We start from the raw sequence: 16,684 nt of genomic DNA, 5'->3' as shown, positions 1-16,684 counted from the left end.
CCTTCCTGCCATGTCCGACGACAACATCCTCACCCCCAACGGCTGGTTCCGCGGCCGCCTGCTGCACGCCGAAGGCAAGATCACCGGCGTCGACGGCGTGCCCTGCGACCCGGCCACCAATGACCGGCCCTACCTGCTGCCCGGCTTCATCGACCTGCACGTGCACGGGGGTGGCGGCAAGGACATCATGCAGGGCGGCGACGCCTTCGCCACCATTGCCCGCACCCATGTGCGCTTCGGCACCACCGCGCTGCTGGCCACCACCATGACCGCCCCGGCCGAGGAAATCGCCAGCGTGCTCAAGGGCCTCGACCGCTACTGCCAGGCCCGCGAGCCCGGCAGCGCGCGGGTGCTGGGGGTGCACCTGGAAGGCCCGTACATCAACCCCGGCAAGCTGGGCGCCCAGCCCAACTTCGCCCACACCGCGCTGTTGGCCGAGGTGGACCACTACCTGAGCCTGGCGCCCATCAAGGTCATCACCATTGCCCCGGAAATTGCCGGCCACAACGCGCTGATCCGTGAGCTGAGTGGCCGTGGCGTGCGCCTGCAGATCGGCCACACCCTGGGCAGCTACGAGGACGGCGTGGCCGCGCTCGAGGCTGGCGCCAGCAGCTTCACCCACCTGTACAACGCCATGAGCCCGCTGCACCACCGTGAGCCGGGCATGGTCGGCGCCGCCCTGGCCCACGCCCGCTACGCCGAGCTGATCCCCGACTTGTTGCACGTGCACCCCGGCGCCATCCGCGCGGCGCTGCGGGCCATCCCGTGCCTGTACTGCGTCACCGATTCCACCGCGGCCACCGGCATGCCCGACGGCAACTACATGCTGGGCAGCAACCACGTGACCAAGTGCCTGGGCGGCGTGCGCCTGGCCGACGGCACGCTGGCCGGCAGCACGCTGACCATGGACCTGGCGCTGCGCAACCTGGTGAAGATCGGCGTGCCCCTGGACGATGCGTCCCGGCGCCTGTCGCAATTCGCCGCCGATTACCTGGGCGTCAGCGACCGCGGCCGCCTGCAACCGGGGGCCTGGGCCGACTGCGTGCGCCTGGACCGCCACCTGATGCTGACCGACGTGATGGTCGAAGGAGAAGCCATTGACTTGCAAGATGCTTGAAGAAGCGCGCAGCGCCCACGCGGCCGTGAGCCGCCAGCTGCAGACCCTCGACCCGCTGCTGCAGGCCCTGGCCGAGCGCCTGCGCCAGCAGCCGCCGCACGTGGCCATGACCGTGGCGCGCGGCAGCTCCGACCACGCCGCCAGCTACCTGGCCTACCTGGCCATGCAGCAGTTGGGGGTGCCGGTGGCCTCCTTGCCGATGTCGGTGGTCAGCCTGCGCCATTCGCCGCTCAAGGTCGACGGCCAGGTGGTGTTCGCCCTGTCCCAGTCGGGCCAGAGCCCGGACCTGGTGGACAGCCAGCGCCTGCTGCGCGAACGCGGTGCCCTCAGCGTGGCACTGGTGAATGCCGAGGACTCGCCGCTACAGGCCGCCAGCGAATACACCGTGCCGCTGTGCGCCGGCGCCGAGCTGAGCGTGGCCGCCACCAAGAGCTTCATCGCCACCCTCAGCGCCAGCGCCCGGCTGGTCGGCCACTGGGCCCAGGACCCTGAATTACTGGCCGCCGGTACCGCCCTGCCCGATGGCCTGCGCCAGGCCGCAGCGGTGGATTGGGCTGGCGCCGTGGACGCCTTCAAAGGCTGCGACCGGCTGATGGTGATCGGCCGTGGCGCCGGTTTCGCCATCGCCCAGGAGGCGGCGCTCAAGCTCAAGGAAACGGCCGGCATCCAGGCCGAGGCGTTCAGCAGCGCCGAGGTGCGCCACGGCCCCATGGCCCTGATCGACGCCGGCTACCCCTTGCTGGTGTTCGCCCCGCGCGGCGCCGAGCAGGCCGGCCTGCTGAAACTTGCCGCCGACATGCGCGAGCGCGGCGCCAAGGTGCTGCTGGCCGCCCCCGATGACATCGCCGAACGCGACCTGGACCTGTGCCGCGCCCAACACCCGGCGCTGGACCCGATCCTGGCCATCCAGAGCTTCTACGTGATGGCGGCCCACTTGGCCCTGGCCCGCGGCCTGGACCCCGACCAGCCGCGCTATTTGAGCAAAGTCACCCGTACCCACTAGTTGCCCGAACGAGTACCGCGCCCATGAATAACAATAATGAAGTGACCCTAAGCGCCCCCTTGAGTGGCCCCGTACTCGCCCTGGCCCAGGTCCCCGACCCGGTGTTCGCCAGCGGCACGATGGGCGACGGCATCGCCATCGACCCCACCGACAATTGCCTGGTGGCGCCCTGCGCCGGCGAGGTCCTGCACGTGGCCCGCACCCTGCACGCCATCACCCTGCGCGCCGACAACGGCGCCGAACTGCTGCTGCACCTGGGCATCGACACCGTGCAACTGAACGGCGAAGGCTTCCACCTGCAGGTGCAGCCGGGCATGCGCGTAACCCCCGGCCAGCCCTTGCTGCGCTTCGAGATGGACCGGGTGGCGCGGCACAGCACCAGCCTGGTCAGCCTGATCATCGTCACCAATGGCACGCACTTTCGTGCCGAGCGCCTGGCCCCGGAGCAGGTGCGCGCCGGCGAACCGCTGCTGCGCCTCGTCGGCAACCAGGCCACCGGCGCAGTGACCGACGCGGCCGGCGACAGCGTGGAAGGCAGCGCCAGCGTCGCCCACGTCGGCGGCCTGCACGCCCGCCCCGCCGCGCGCTTGCGCCAGGTGGCGCAAGGCTTCGATTGCAGCGCCCAGCTTCGCCACGAAGGACAGCTGGCCGACGTCACCAGCCTGGTAGCGGTAATGGGCCTGGGCGTGGACCAACACGCCCAGGTGCAGGTGATCTGCCGCGGCCCGCAGCGTGAAGCGGCGCTGGCCGCGCTGCTGAAGGCCTTGGGCACGGCCATCGCCGGCGACCACCCGGCACCGGTGCCCCTGCCGTTGCCAGCTGCGACGATGCAAGCGCCCGGCATGCTCGCCGGCGTGTGCGCCGCCCCTGGCCTGGCCAGCGGCCCGCTGGTGCTGCTGGAAGACTCGACCCTGGCCCAGGCGGCCCACGCGGCCATCAACACCGGCCGCGCCGCCAGCCACGCCTGGAGCGACGCCATCGACACCCAGTGCCGCGTGCTGCACGCCACCGGCAAGCCGCTGCTGGCCGAACGCGCCAACGACCTGCTCGACCTGCGCCAGCAGGTATTGCGCGAGCTGCTGGGCGACAGCGCGCGGCCGCCACTGCCCCGTGGCGCCATCGTCGCGGCCCAAGAACTGACCCCCTCCGACCTGCTGTACCTGCACGAGCAAGGCGCCGCCGGCCTGTGCATGGCCGCTGGCGGCGCCACCGCCCACGTGGCTATCCTGGCGCGCGGCAAGGGCCTGCCCTGCCTGGTGGCCATGGGCGACGCGCTGCTGGCGCAGGCCATGGGCACCCCAGTGGTGCTGGACGCCGACAACGGCCGCCTGGAACTGACGCCCAGCGCCCAGCGCCTCGACCAGGTGGCCAGCCAACTCGCCGCACGGCAGGCTCGCCAGCAGTTGCAACAGGCGCACGCCCATGAACCGGCGCGCACCCGGGATGGCAGCGTGATCGAGATCGGCGCCAACGTCGCCTCGCGCCAGGACGCCGAACAGGCCCACCAGGCCGGCGCCGACGGCGTAGGCCTGCTGCGCACCGAATTCCTCTTCGTCGACAGCCACGCAGCCCCCGACGCAACCCAGCAAGTGGCGGCCTACCGGGCCGTGCTCGACGCCATGGGCGACAAGCCGGTGGTCATCCGCACCATCGACGTGGGCGGCGACAAGCAGCTCGACTACCTGCCCCTGCCAGTGGAAGCCAACCCGGTGCTGGGCCTGCGCGGCATTCGCCTGGCCAGCGTCAACCCGCAGGTGCTCGACCAGCAACTACGCGCCCTGCTGCGCACCGGCCAGCCCGAGCGCTGCCGGATCATGCTGCCCATGGTCACCGAAGTGGATGAACTGCTGCAGGTGCGCCAGCGCCTTGCCCAACTGGCCGACGAACTGGGCGTCACGCAACTGCCGCAGCTGGGCGTGATGATCGAAGTGCCCGCCGCCGCCCTACTGGCCGCCCAGCTGGCCGAGCATGCCGACTTCCTCTCCATCGGCACCAACGACCTTTCCCAGTACACCCTGGCCATGGACCGCGACCACGCCGGCCTTGCCGCCCGCGTCGACGCCCTGCACCCGGCGGTGCTGGCGCTGGTGGCCCACACCTGCGCCGGCGCCCGCTTGCATGGCCGTTGGGTGGGCGTGTGCGGCGCCCTGGCCAGCGACCCGCTGGCCACCCCGGTGCTGCTCGGCCTGGGCGTGCAGGAACTGTCGGTCAGCCCGCCCTTGGTGGCCGAGATCAAGGCACGGGTGCGCGACCTCGACCTGGCCGCCTGCCAGGCGCAAGCCCCCCAGTTGCTGGCCCTGCCCGGCGCCGCCGCGGTACGCCAGGCCTGCCACCGGCACTGGCCCCTGAACGCCTAAGCCAATAACAACAACGGATCGGGAGACACGCCATGTACCAACACTTCATCGAAGGCCTGCAACGCCTGGGCCGCGCGCTGATGCTGCCCATCGCCATCCTGCCCATCGCGGGCCTGCTGCTGCGCCTGGGCGACACCGACCTGCTGAACATCGCCATCATCCACGATGCCGGCAACACCATCTTCGCCAACCTGGCACTGATCTTCGCCATCGGCATTGCCGTGGGCTTCGCCCGCGACAACAACGGCACCGCCGGCGTGGCCGGGGCCATCGGCTACCTGGTGATGGTCTCGACCCTCAAGGTGCTGGACCCCAGCATCAACATGGGCATGCTTGCCGGCATCATCAGCGGCCTGCTGGCGGGCGGGCTGTACAACCGCTTCAAGGACATCCAGTTGCCCGCCTACCTGGCATTCTTCGGCGGCCGACGCTTCGTGCCCATCGCCACCGGCTTCGCCTCGGTGGGCCTGGGCGTGCTGTTCGGGCTGATCTGGCCGCCGATCCAGGACGGCATCAACAGCCTGGGGCAACTGCTGCTGGCCAGTGGCAGCCTGGGCGCGTTCATCTTCGGCGTGCTCAACCGCCTGCTGATCATCACCGGCCTGCACCACATCCTCAACAACATGGTGTGGTTCGTGTTCGGCAGCTTCACCAATCCGGCCACCGGCCAGGTGGTGAGCGGCGACCTGGCGCGCTACTTCGCCGGCGACCCCAACGGCGGCCAGTTCATGACCGGCATGTTCCCGATGATGATGTTCGGCCTGCCGGCCGCCTGCCTGGCCATGTACCGCAACGCCCTGCCCGAGCGGCGCAAGCTGATGGGCGGGATACTGCTGTCCATGGCGCTGACCTCGTTCCTGACCGGGGTCACCGAGCCCATCGAGTTCGCCTTCATCTTCCTGGCGCCGCTGCTGTATGGCCTGCATGCCCTGCTCACCGGCCTGTCCATGGCCATCACCAACCTGCTGGACATCCACCTGGGCTTCACCTTCTCCGGCGGCGCCATCGACATGGCGCTGGGCTGGGGCAAGTCCACAAACGGCTGGCTGATCTTCCCGGTGGGGCTGGTGTACGGGCTGCTGTACTACCTGGTGTTCGATTACTGCATTCGCCGCTTCAACCTCAAGACCCCGGGCCGCGAGGCCGTGGCCAGCAGTGACAGCCCGGTGGTGGCCGACAGCGACCGCGCCGGCGCCTATATCCAGGCCCTGGGCGGTGCGGCCAACGTGCTCAGCGTCGGCGCCTGTACCACCCGCCTGCGCCTGCAACTGGCCGACCGCGACCAGGCCGACGACGCCCGCCTGAAGGCGCTGGGCGCCATGGGCGTGGTGCGCCCCGGCCACGGCGGCAGCCTGCAGGTGATCGTCGGGCCGCTGGCCGACAGCCTGGCGGACGAAATTCGCCTGGCGCTGCCGGCGGCGGCTAAACCCATGCAACCACTGCAACCCTGGTTGCAGGCACTGGGCGGGGCGGCCAACATCGACACCCTGGAGTGCCTGGCCGTGACCCGCCTGCGCGTGCAGCTCAATGGCGCGCCGCTGGACCTGCACGCGCTCAAGGCGCTGGGCTGCCAGGGCAGCACCGACCTGGGCGACGGCACCTGGCACCTGCTGGTAGGTGAACAGGCACAAGGCCTGAGCCAAGCCCTGCAGCCACTGCTGGCCCGCCGCGAAGCACTGGCCTGAACCACGCCCGCAACCGCTACCGTCTTTGTGGGAGCTGGCTTGCCAGCGAGTTTTTTTGGGGGCCCCAACAGCTCGCTGGCAAGCCAGCTCCCACAAGATGAACGATATGGAACGTTAGTGCCAGAACCGTCCTACAGAAACCCTGGAAGCGTCTGAACTCATTTGAGTGGATATCCCGGTAGATTCCCTACCAACGGATAGCCACTCAAAAGAATAACAAGATGCCCAAGGTGACCGGCCTGCTGGCCTGCTGTGCCCTCTTTCTCGCCCCCCTGGCGCTGGCCGACGACACGTTGCGTTGGCTGGACCAGGAACGCCGCGACCGCGAGGCCCTGGAGCGCGACCAGCGCCTGCGCCAGCTGCAGCAGCCACGGCCCACGCCACCACCCGCCGAACCGACGGTGGCCGCCGAAGCCCGTTGCTGGCGCCTGAGCGGCCTGCGCCTGGCGGGCAACCGCCTGATCGATGATCGCACCCTGCAAGCGCTGCTCAGCCAACGCCTGCGCCCGTGCATGGGCGCCGATGCCTTGCGCCAGGTGCTTGTCGATATTACCCAGGCCTACGTACAGCGCGGCTACATCGCCGCGCGTGCCTACCCGGCGCAGACGCCGGCGGACGGCCAGCCGCTGGACATCGTCATCGAAGAAGGCTTTGTCGAGTCCATCGAACTGGCTGACGACAGCCTGCCGGTGTCCCTGGCCAGCGCCTTCCCCGACCTGGTCGGCCGGCCGCTGCACCTGCCCACCCTGGAACAGGGCCTGGACCAGCTCAACCGCCTGCGCAGCATCGACCTGCAGGCCCAGGTGCAGCCCGGCGAACTGGACGGTGGCTCACGCATCCTGCTGACCTCACGCAGCCGCCGCTCGCCCTGGGGCCTGCGCGTGGGCTACGGCAACGGCGGCGACACCACCAACGGCCGCCACGGCCTGAGCCTGGTGGCCAGCCGCGACAACCCCTTGCAGCTCAACGACGTGCTGCAGGCCAGCCTGTTCGGCACCTTCGGCAACGCCCCCAACTACACCCGCGGCCTGGGCCTGTACTACAGCGTGCCCTACGGCGCCTGGAGCCTGGGCGCCAGCCTGGGCCACAGCGAACAACGGGCGTTCACCGGCCACGGCGTGCGCCACGACTACACCAGCGACAGCCGCGGCCTGAGCCTAGGCCGCAGCCTGTGGCGCAACCAGCACACCCTGCTCAGCGCCAGCCTGCGGCTGAACAGCAAGACCCGCGACTACCGCCTCAACCACCGGTCAATCGCCCAGCAGGACGCCAGCCTGACCAGCGCCGGCCTGGACCTCAACCTGCTGTGGCTGGGCCGCGCCACCTGGAGCGCGCAACTGGGCTACGCCCACAGCCTGCCGTGGCTGGGTGCCGACACCCGGCCATTCGAGCAATGGCGCCTGGGCGTTTTACGCAGCCAGGCCTGGCCCGGCAACCGCCACCAATGGCGCTGGGACAGCAGCCTGGAAGCCCAGTACAGCCCCACCCTGCTGCCGGCCAGCGAACAGTGGTTGCTGAGCAGCCCCGGCAGCGTGCGCGGCCTGCGCGACAGCAACATCGCCGCCAGCAGCGCGCTGGTGCTGCGCAACAGCCTGAGCCTGGCGTTGCCCCTGGCGCCAGGGCTGGTATTGACCCCGCACGTAGCCGTGGACTACGGCCGCGGCCGCGGCACCTGGCACGGCCGCGGCCGCCAGCAACCCGCTCTCGCCGGCGTCAGCACGGGCGCCAGCCTGGGCTGGCGCGGTGGCGAAGTGAAACTCGATTATCGCCACGCCGTGGTGATCAAGGATGGCGCTCCCTCAGAGCCGGGCTTCTGGAACATGGAGCTGAAACTGGACTTCTGATTCATCAATAAGAGAAATAAAAACAATGACTCAGCGACCCCCACGCTTTACCGCCAACCGCCTGCACTGGGCGATTTCCGCCGCCCTGCTGGGCACCAGCCTGCCCGCCCTGGGCGACGGCCTGGCGCCGGCGCCCGGCCCCACCGGCTACGCCGTGCTCAGCGAGCACAATGGCGTGCCCGCACTGGATATCGTGCGCCCGGACGGCCAGGGCCTGTCCGACAACCACATGCACCAGTTCAACGTCGGCCAACAGGGCCTGGTGCTGAACAACTCGCTGGTGGCTGGCCAGGCGCAACTGGGCCCGCAGCTGGACGCCAACCCGCACCTGCAGGGCCAGGCGGCCAGCACCATCCTGATGCGCGTCGTCGGCCAGGGCGATTCGCGCATCGACGGCCCGCAGGAAATCTTCGGCCAGCGCGCCGACTACCTGCTGTCCAACCCCAACGGCATCAGCCTCAACGGCGCCAGCTTCATTAACGCCAACCGCGCCACCTTCCTGGTGGGCATTCCCGAGCTTGAAGACGGGCGCATCGTGCGCCTGGACGCCAGCCATGAACGCGGCGTGCTGCAGGTGGGCGAGCGCGGCGCCAGCAACGCCGAGGGCGCCCTGGACCTGATCACCCCACGCCTGGACACCGAGGGCCGGCTGACGGCCCGCGATGATCTCAACGTGCTGATCGGCCACAACAGCGTCGCCTACGCCGACCGCAGCGTGCTCGGCACCACCCAGCCGACAGCGGGCGCGGTGGATGCGCAGTTGCTGGGCGCGATGCACGCCGGGCGCATTCGCATCATCAGCACCACCGAGGGCGCCGGCGTGCGCATGCCAAAGGCGCAACTGGTGGGCCGCGATGGCGTCGAGGTCGACAGCCGAGGGGGCCTGCACATCAGTGGCACACCGTCACGCAACGGCGTCATCACCTCTGTCGACGGTGACGTGCGCCTGCACAGTGGCGGCGATATGCAGCTCACCGCCGTGGACGTCGAGGGTAGCCGCATCACCGCCAAGGCCGGCAAGGCCCTGCGCATGGACACCCTGACCCGCGAGCAGGTCACCAAGGCCCACGACCAGTGGAGCCGCAAGGCCTGGTTCATCCCTACCGAGGAATACTCCAAGCGCACCACCGACACCACCCGCCAGCACCTGGCCACGCGTTTCGAGGCGCGCCAGGACATCCAACTGGAGTCCGGCGCCGACATGCACCTGACCGCCGCCCAGTTAAAAGCGCCTGGCGACCTGAGCGTGCACAGCGGTGGCAACCTGACCGTCGACGCGGCCCTGGACAGCACGTCCAGCTTCCAGACTGTTCGCCACCGCAAGCACTTGTGGCGCGGCGACAGCAACACCACCGACGTGCGCGAGACTGCCCGGGGCAGCAACCTGGAAGGCGGCACCGTGCAGCTCACCAGCGCCGGTGACACCCACGTGCGCGGCAGCCGCCTGCACAGCCAGGGCCCCGGCACCCTGCGCAGCGCTGGCAACGTCACCCTCGACGGCGTCAGCGTGAAGACCAGCCACGACAAGGACGACTACCGCGGCGACCTGGTAGGCGGCGCCTTCTTCAGCAAGACCGTCAACGACGAACGCCGCAGCAGCGCACCGCACCGCACCGAGGTGCGCTCGGAGAACAACCTGCAGATCATCGCCAACGCAAAAGTAGCGCTGGTTGGCCCCAAGGTCAGCGCCGCCGGCACCACGCAGATCAAGGGCGAACAGGGCGTGGAGCTGCTGCCCGCCGTGGCCGAACGCACCGACACCTCCACCACCCGCACCCAGGGCTTCACCGTCAAGGCCGGGGAAACCAAGGCCGCCGCCGACGACAAGGCCGGCAGCAAGCAGTACTTCGGCGAACTCGGGTACGCACGGTTAGACACTCGCAAGGCCAGCTCGGCCAAGACCCACGTCGCCGCCGAGGTGTCAGGCAACAACGTGGCCATCAGCGACAGCACCGCCATCAAGATGGTCGGCGCCAAGGTCGACAGCCAGCAGGGCACGCGGGTGCAGGCACCGGACATCGCCCTGCTGGCCGCCCTCGACGCACAGCACGACAGCGAGCAGGCCACCACCAAGGACGGCGCCCTGCGCCTGACCGGTGGCATGGACCGGGTCGGCAGCGCCTTCAGCGGCGGCGTGGCAAGCCAGGAAAAAACCACCGAGGCCCAGACCCACCAGGCCACCACCGTGCGCAGCAAAGGCACCACCGAGGTGCTGGCTAAAACACTGCACACCGAGGCCGCGAGCATCATCGGCAAAGGCGAGACCCGCATCCAGGCAGTGAACGCAACCCTGGGCGATGCCCACGACCTGCACAAGGTCACGGAGTCGAGCACCAGCACCCGCGGCCACCTGGGCGCCAGCGTCGAATACACCGACCTCACCCGCCCCATCGAGAAAGTGGTCAACGGCGAAGACCAGAGCCGCTTTCAGCACCAGGCGCTGGAAGACAACCTGTTCGCCCCCAGCGTTGGCGCCGACCTGGAGGTCAACCACCAGCAGCGCAAGACCACGGCAACCAAGGAAACCGCGCGAGTCACCGAGGTCAGTGGTGCCAACGTGACAGTGAATGTCGAGCAGCAGCTGACCGACATCGGCACACGCTATGAGGCGACCGCCGGCACGCTGGCCATGAACCTGGGCAGCCACGAGCAGCGCGCCAGCCACGACCGCGAGGCCACCACCCTCGACCGCCTGGACGTGGACGTCCGCGCGCGCGTGGACACCAACACCGGCAGCGACATCAACGCCAAGGTGGTCGGCAGCGGCGGTTCGGTGAACAGCAGCAGTGGCAACACCAAGGCCGTGCCCAGCCTGAACCAGGGCCACGCCGGGGTGCAGATCCAGCTGGGCACCGATGGCCGCTATGAAGGCTCGCGCTTCGCCAGCACCGAAGGCCCTGTTGCCATGAAGGCCGGCGGCACAGTAGCCCTTGAACAGGCCAAGGATGAACAGCAGCAGGCCAGCACCAGCATTGACGGCTCCGCCTGGGCCAAGGGCGGCACCAGCCCCACCGCCGGCAAGAGCATGGGCGGCAGCGCCATCGGCAAATACGCCACTACCAGCAGCGCCGACAGCCAGGGCCGCGCCGTCGCGTTCGACACCCAGGGTGCGGTGAGCATCCACGCCGGCAAGCAGGTGAACATGGATGGCCCACGGGTGGGCGCCATCGACCGCCCGGTCGCCAGCATCGAGGTCATTGCCGGCGACACCGCCAGCATCGGCAGCGTCACCGACACCCACCAGGCCGACGGCCGGGTATACGGCGGCGGGCTGCAGTTGAGCCTGTCGCGCAATGCGCCCCAGGGAGGCAAGGGCGGCGGCATCGGCGCCAGCCTGGAACTGGGGCAGACGGACGAGCGCAGCACCGCCGCCCAGCCGGGCGAGTGGCACGTCAAGGGTAGCGCCAGCGTCGAGGCTGGCAGCAGCGCCGACACCGCCATCAACGTCGAAGGCCTGAACGTCAACGCCCAGCGCCTGGCCCTGAAAGCCGACAAAGGCGGCATCGCCATCGGCAGCGGGCAGACCGACGAGCAGCGCAATAACAAAAGCGTGGGGATTGGCCTGGGCGTCAATGGCGCCAACAGCACCGAGGGCAGCAAGGGTTACAACGCCGTCCACGGTCGCGCCACCCTGGGCCTGGACAAGCTGGCCAGCCAGACCCACCGCAACAGCGAGATCCGCGTCCAGCAGTTGCACATCGACAGCCGCCGCGACACCCGCCTGAGCGGCGTGCGCGTGGAGGCCGACCAGGTCAGCGGCAACGTCGGCGGTGATCTCGTCGTCGCAAGCCGCCAGGATCAGGTCAACGGCCACGCGGTGACCCTGGACGCGCGCCTCAACGCCGAGAAAAACCCCCAGGGCCTGGTGAACGGTGCCACGGCCCTGGCAGGCCCGGCAGGCAGCAAGGTCAAGGAGCAAATCGGCACTGGCCTGCAGAAGGTCGACCTGGGCTTCGCCCCTACCCTGCACCTGGACGTGAACAAGACCCAGCGCGACACCGCCAGCGCAGCCAGCGTGGTGACCGGCCGCAACGGCATTGCCCTGAACGTGGACGGCGACACCCACCTCAACGGCGCGCAGCTGAAAAGCCCGCGCGGCCAGGTGGACCTGGGTGGCAGCAACGTCAACACCACCACCTTGAGCGGCAGCGACCATTCGTTCGGGTTGGAAGGCAAGCTGTCACTGGTGCCCGAGGAGATGACCCAGAACCTGATCAACGCCTTCACCGGCACGGCGGACGGCAAGGACCGCACGTCGGACCTGGGGCTGTTGCGCACCAAGGGGCATGATGTGCAGCAAACGTTGGAGGGGGGGATCAAGCACAAGGAGGGATGATGGGGGTGGAGCGCTGACGCGGCCTTTGGCCGCTGCTACGAAAACCGTAGCAGCGGCCGCAGGCCGCGTCAGGGACGATCAGAGATCAGCCAGGCGCCACACTTCATAAGCGGGCGTCTCGTAGGGGTGGCTGGCCTTGAGGGCCGCCACCACCGGCTGGATCAGTTCATCCGCCACCACAAGCTCCACCTTCCATTCTTCCACCCGCTCGAGCAGCCCAGCCTGGCCCAGGAACGGCGTTGCGCCGTCCATGGGCCGGAACTGGCCTTGCCCCAGCACCTGCCAGGCGCAGCTGTCGTAGGCGCCGATGCGACCGCCACCGGCGGCAAACACGGCGCTTTTCACAGCGTCCACATGGCTGGGCGGCACGAAGAAGGCAAGCTTGTACACCGCCTTAGTTCACCCAGACGCGGGCGTTGCGGAACATGCGCATCCACGCCGCGTCTTCGTTCCAGTCGTCCGGGCGCCACGAGTTCTGCACGGCACGGAACACACGCTCAGGGTGCGGCATCATGATGGTGACGCGACCGTCGCGGCTGGTCAGGCCGGTGATCCCGCGCGGCGAGCCGTTCGGGTTGGCCGGGTAGGCTTCGGTGACCTTGCCGTGGTTGTCGACGAAACGCAGTGCCACGCAACCCGACACGTCGGCTTCGATCAGCGCCTGCTCGTTGGCGAACTCCGCATGGCCTTCGCCGTGGGCGATGGCGATCGGCATGCGCGAACCGGCCATGCCCTGCAGGAACACCGAGTTCGACTTCTGCACTTCGACCATGGCCACGCGCGCCTCGAACTGCTCCGAGCGGTTGCGCACGAAGTGCGGCCAGAACTCGGTGCCCGGGATCAGCTCGTGCAGGTTGGACATCATCTGGCAACCGTTGCACACGCCCAGGGTGAAGGTGTCGCTGCGCTCGAAGTACTGCTGGAACGCATCGCGGGCACGGGCGTTGAACAGCGCCGACTTGGCCCAGCCTTCACCGGCACCCAGCACGTCGCCGTAGCTGAAGCCGCCGCAGGCCACCAGGCCCTTGAACTCGTTCAGGTCGACACGGCCGGCGAGGATATCGCTCATGTGCACGTCGATGGCGTTGAAGCCGGCGCGGTCGAAGGCGGCAGCCATCTCGACCTGGCCGTTGACGCCCTGCTCACGCAGCACGGCAACCTGAGGGCGAACACCCGTCTTGATGTAAGGCGCGCTGACGTTGTCGTTGACATCGAAGCCCAGCTTGACGCTCAGGCCCGGGTTGTCTTCTTCCAGCAGGGCGTCGAACTCCTGATCGGCACACTCGGCGTTGTCGCGCAGGCGCTGGATCTGGTAGCTGGTCTCGGCCCACTGGCGTTGCAGCAGGCGACGGTCGCCTTCGAACAGCTGCTCGCCGTTCAGGCTGATGTACACGTGGCCGTTGTTGACCGGCTGGCCGATCACGGCCACGCAGTCACCCAGGCCGGCAGCGCTGAACTGGGCCAGAATGTCGGCGGTGGCGTCCTGGCGAACCTGGATGACCGCGCCCAGCTCTTCGTTGAAGAGGATGGCGTTGATCTCTTCCTTGGCGTGGGTCAGGGTGTCCAGTTGCAGGTCCAGGCCGCAGTGGCCGGCGAAGGCCATTTCCATCACGGTGGCCAGCAGGCCGCCGTCGGAACGGTCGTGGTACGCCAGCAGGTGGCCGTCGGCGTTCAGGCCCTGGATCACGGCGAAGAAGGCTTTCAGGTCTTCGGCGTCGTCGACGTCCGGCGCGGCCTTGGCCAGCTTGGCGTGGGCCTGGGCCAGGATCGAGGCGCCCATGCGGTTCTGGCCGCGGCCCAGGTCGATCAGCACCAGGTCGGTCAGGCCCTTGTCCATGCGCAGTTGCGGGGTCAGGGTCTTGCGGATGTCCACCACCGGGGCAAAGCCGGTGATGATCAGCGACATCGGCGAGGTCACGGTCTTCTCGGTGCCCTCGTAGCTCCAGCGGGTTTTCATGGACATGGAGTCCTTGCCCACCGGAATGGTGATGCCCAGCTCAGGGCACAGTTCCATGCCCACGGCCTTGACCGCGTCGTACAGGCGCGCATCTTCACCCGGGTGGCCGGCAGCGGACATCCAGTTGGCCGACAGCTTGATGTCGGACATTTTCGCGATCGACGAAGCAGCGATGTTGGTCAGGGTTTCACCCACCGCCATGCGCGCCGATGCCGGGGCATCCAGCAGCGCCAGCGGCGTGCGTTCGCCCATGGCCATGGCTTCGCCGGTGTAGACGTCGAAGCTGGTGGCGGTGACGGCAACGTCAGCCACCGGCACCTGCCACGGGCCCACCATCTGGTCACGGTTGACCAGGCCGGTGATGGTGCGGTCGCCGATGGTGATCAGGAAGCTCTTGCTGGCCACGGCCGGGTGGTGCAGCACGCGCTCGATCGAATCGGCCAGGTCCAGCTGGGCCGGGTCGAAGTCGTCGCCCAGTTCGGTTTCACGCACGGCCGAGCGGTGCATGCGCGGGGCCTTGCCCAGCAGCACTTCCAGCGGCATGTCGACGGCGTTGTTGCCGAAGTGGCTGTCGGTCACGGTCAGTTGCGGCTCGGCAGTCGCCTCGCCCACTACCGCGAACGGGCAGCGCTCGCGCTCGCAGATGGCCTGGAAACGCTCGAAGTCGGCGGCGTCGACGGCCAGCACGTAGCGTTCCTGGGACTCGTTGCTCCAGATTTCCAGCGGCGCCATGCCCGGCTCGTCGTTGGGCACGTTACGCAGTTCGAAGCGGCCGCCGCGGCCGCCGTCGTTCACCAGTTCCGGGAAGGCGTTCGACAAACCGCCCGCGCCCACGTCGTGGATGAAGCTGATCGGGTTCTTGTCGCCCAGCTGCCAGCAGCGGTCGATGACCTCCTGGCAGCGACGCTCCATTTCCGGGTTTTCACGCTGTACCGAGGCGAAGTCCAGGTCGGCCGAGCTGGTGCCGGTGGCCATGGAGGAAGCGGCGCCGCCGCCCAGGCCGATGAGCATGGCCGGGCCGCCGAGCACGATCAGCTTGGAGCCAACGGTGATTTCGCCTTTCTGCACGTGCTCGGCGCGGATGTTGCCCATGCCGCCGGCCAGCATGATCGGCTTGTGGTAGCCGCGCACTTCTTCACCGTGCGGGGTGTCGATGGCCTGCTCGAAGGTACGGAAGTAGCCGGTCAGGGCCGGACGACCGAATTCGTTGTTGAACGCGGCGCCGCCCAGCGGGCCGTCGATCATGATGTCCAGCGGGGTGACGATGCGCTCGGGCTTGCCGTAGGCCTTTTCCCATGGCTGTTCGAAGCCTGGGATGTTCAGGTTGGATACGGTGAAGCCGGTCAGGCCAGCCTTGGGCTTGGCGCCGCGGCCGGTGGCGCCTTCGTCACGGATCTCGCCGCCGGAACCTGTGGAAGCACCCGGGAACGGCGCGATGGCGGTCGGGTGGTTGTGGGTTTCCACCTTCATCAGGATGTGCACCGGCTCCTGCACCGCGCCGTACTGGCGGGTTTCAGGGTTCGGGAAGAAACGCCCGGCCACGCTGCCGACGATCACCGAGGCGTTGTCCTTGTAAGCGGACAGCACGCCTTCGTTGTGCATCTGGTAGGTGTTCTTGATCATGCCGAACAGGCTTTTTTCCTGGCTCTGGCCGTCAATGTCCCAACTGGCGTTGAAGATCTTGTGGCGGCAGTGCTCGGAGTTCGCCTGGGCGAACATCATCAGCTCGATGTCGTGGGGGTTGCGCCCCAGGCCTTCGAAGCTCTTGACCAGGTAGTCGATCTCGTCTTCGGCCAGGGCCAGGCCCAGCTCGACGTTGGCTTTTTCCAGCGCGGCGCGGCCGCCGCCCAGCACGTCGATGGCGGTCAGCGGTTTGGGCTCGGCATGGCTGAACAGGCCGGCGGCCTCTTCCAGCTTGCTCAGCACCACCTGGGTCATGCGGTCGTGCAGCAGGCCGGCGACGACTTGCGCCTCGGCTTCGCTGAACTCACCGCTGACATAGAAGGCAATGCCGCGTTCCAGGCGCTGGACGTTGCCCAGGCCACAGTTGTGGGCGATATCGCTGGCCTTGCTCGACCATGGCGAAATGGTGCCGAAGCGCGGCATGACCAGGAACAGGCGGCCGTTTGGCTCCTGCACTGGCACGCTCGGGCCGTACTTGAGAAGACGAGCAAGCACTTGCTGCTCATCGGCGGTCAGCTCGCCGGTAACTTCGGCGAAGTGGGCAAATTCAGCGTACAAGCCACTTACAGCGGGGACCTTCTGGCTCAGTTGCTCGAGTAATTTACCGTGGCGAAAGGCAGAAAGGGCAGGAGCGCCGCGCAGGATCAACATCTTCGGGACAGCCTCAGAAAGGGGTGTGCTTAGAGGCCGTGCATTCTAGCG

General features: G+C 68.4%; 8 protein-coding genes. 6 read left to right on the top strand and 2 right to left on the bottom strand.

What is annotated here, in order from left to right; all coding sequences use genetic code 11:
- Positions 1 to 10 precede the first annotated feature (10 nt).
- The 6 genes from nagA (at position 11) to AC0J42_RS06140 (ending at position 12,342) form a co-directional block, all read left to right on the top strand.
- Positions 11 to 1,117, top strand: coding sequence for an N-acetylglucosamine-6-phosphate deacetylase (gene nagA / locus AC0J42_RS06165; RefSeq protein WP_473005548.1), 1,107 nt, complete (start codon positions 11 to 13; stop codon positions 1,115 to 1,117).
- Positions 1,098 to 2,120: an SIS domain-containing protein gene (locus AC0J42_RS06160; protein ID WP_473005547.1), complete on the top strand. Its 1,023-nt coding sequence runs from the start codon at positions 1,098 to 1,100 to the stop codon at positions 2,118 to 2,120. The genes nagA and AC0J42_RS06160 overlap by 20 nt, the downstream gene beginning before the upstream one ends.
- A gap of 23 nt (positions 2,121 to 2,143) precedes the next feature.
- Positions 2,144 to 4,477, top strand: coding sequence for a phosphoenolpyruvate--protein phosphotransferase (ptsP, locus tag AC0J42_RS06155; protein WP_473005546.1), 2,334 nt, complete (start codon positions 2,144 to 2,146; stop codon positions 4,475 to 4,477).
- A 32-nt stretch (positions 4,478 to 4,509) separates the two neighbouring features.
- Positions 4,510 to 6,162 carry an N-acetylglucosamine-specific PTS transporter subunit IIBC gene (gene nagE, locus AC0J42_RS06150; RefSeq protein WP_473005545.1) on the top strand — a complete coding sequence of 551 codons (1,653 nt, stop codon included), beginning with the start codon at positions 4,510 to 4,512 and terminating at the stop codon, positions 6,160 to 6,162.
- Between the two features lie 221 nt (positions 6,163 to 6,383).
- Positions 6,384 to 8,006 (top strand): ShlB/FhaC/HecB family hemolysin secretion/activation protein, encoded by a 1,623-nt coding sequence (locus tag AC0J42_RS06145; protein WP_473005544.1) that lies wholly within the window; start codon positions 6,384 to 6,386, stop codon positions 8,004 to 8,006.
- A gap of 25 nt (positions 8,007 to 8,031) precedes the next feature.
- Complete coding sequence (locus tag AC0J42_RS06140) at positions 8,032 to 12,342, top strand: hemagglutinin repeat-containing protein (RefSeq protein WP_473005543.1); 4,311 nt, start codon at positions 8,032 to 8,034, stop codon at positions 12,340 to 12,342.
- A 78-nt stretch (positions 12,343 to 12,420) separates the two neighbouring features.
- Here the strand turns inward: AC0J42_RS06140 and AC0J42_RS06135 are convergent, their stop codons facing one another.
- Entirely contained in the window at positions 12,421 to 12,732 is a 312-nt protein-coding gene (locus AC0J42_RS06135) for an NGG1p interacting factor NIF3 (RefSeq protein WP_473005542.1), read from the bottom strand.
- Between the two features lie 4 nt (positions 12,733 to 12,736).
- Positions 12,737 to 16,633, bottom strand: coding sequence for a phosphoribosylformylglycinamidine synthase (gene purL, locus AC0J42_RS06130; protein WP_473005541.1), 3,897 nt, complete (start codon positions 16,631 to 16,633; stop codon positions 12,737 to 12,739).
- Positions 16,634 to 16,684: the final 51 nt, after the last annotated feature.

Source organism: Pseudomonas sp. Tav-5-1A (genome assembly GCF_055755055.1).
The sequence above is the reverse complement of the archived record's forward strand: the minus strand, read 5'-3'. Positions and strand labels throughout refer to the sequence as shown.

Excerpts from the sequence above, each read along its gene's own strand:
- nagA (WP_473005548.1), top strand. The coding sequence starts at position 11 with ATGTCCGACGACAACATCCTCACCCCCAACGGCTGGTTCCGCGGCCGC.
- ptsP (WP_473005546.1), top strand. The coding sequence starts at position 2,144 with ATGAATAACAATAATGAAGTGACCCTAAGCGCCCCCTTGAGTGGCCCC.
- nagE (WP_473005545.1), top strand. The coding sequence starts at position 4,510 with ATGTACCAACACTTCATCGAAGGCCTGCAACGCCTGGGCCGCGCGCTG.
- AC0J42_RS06145 (WP_473005544.1), top strand. The coding sequence starts at position 6,384 with ATGCCCAAGGTGACCGGCCTGCTGGCCTGCTGTGCCCTCTTTCTCGCC.
- AC0J42_RS06140 (WP_473005543.1), top strand. The coding sequence starts at position 8,032 with ATGACTCAGCGACCCCCACGCTTTACCGCCAACCGCCTGCACTGGGCG.
- purL (WP_473005541.1), bottom strand. The coding sequence starts at position 16,633 with ATGTTGATCCTGCGCGGCGCTCCTGCCCTTTCTGCCTTTCGCCACGGT.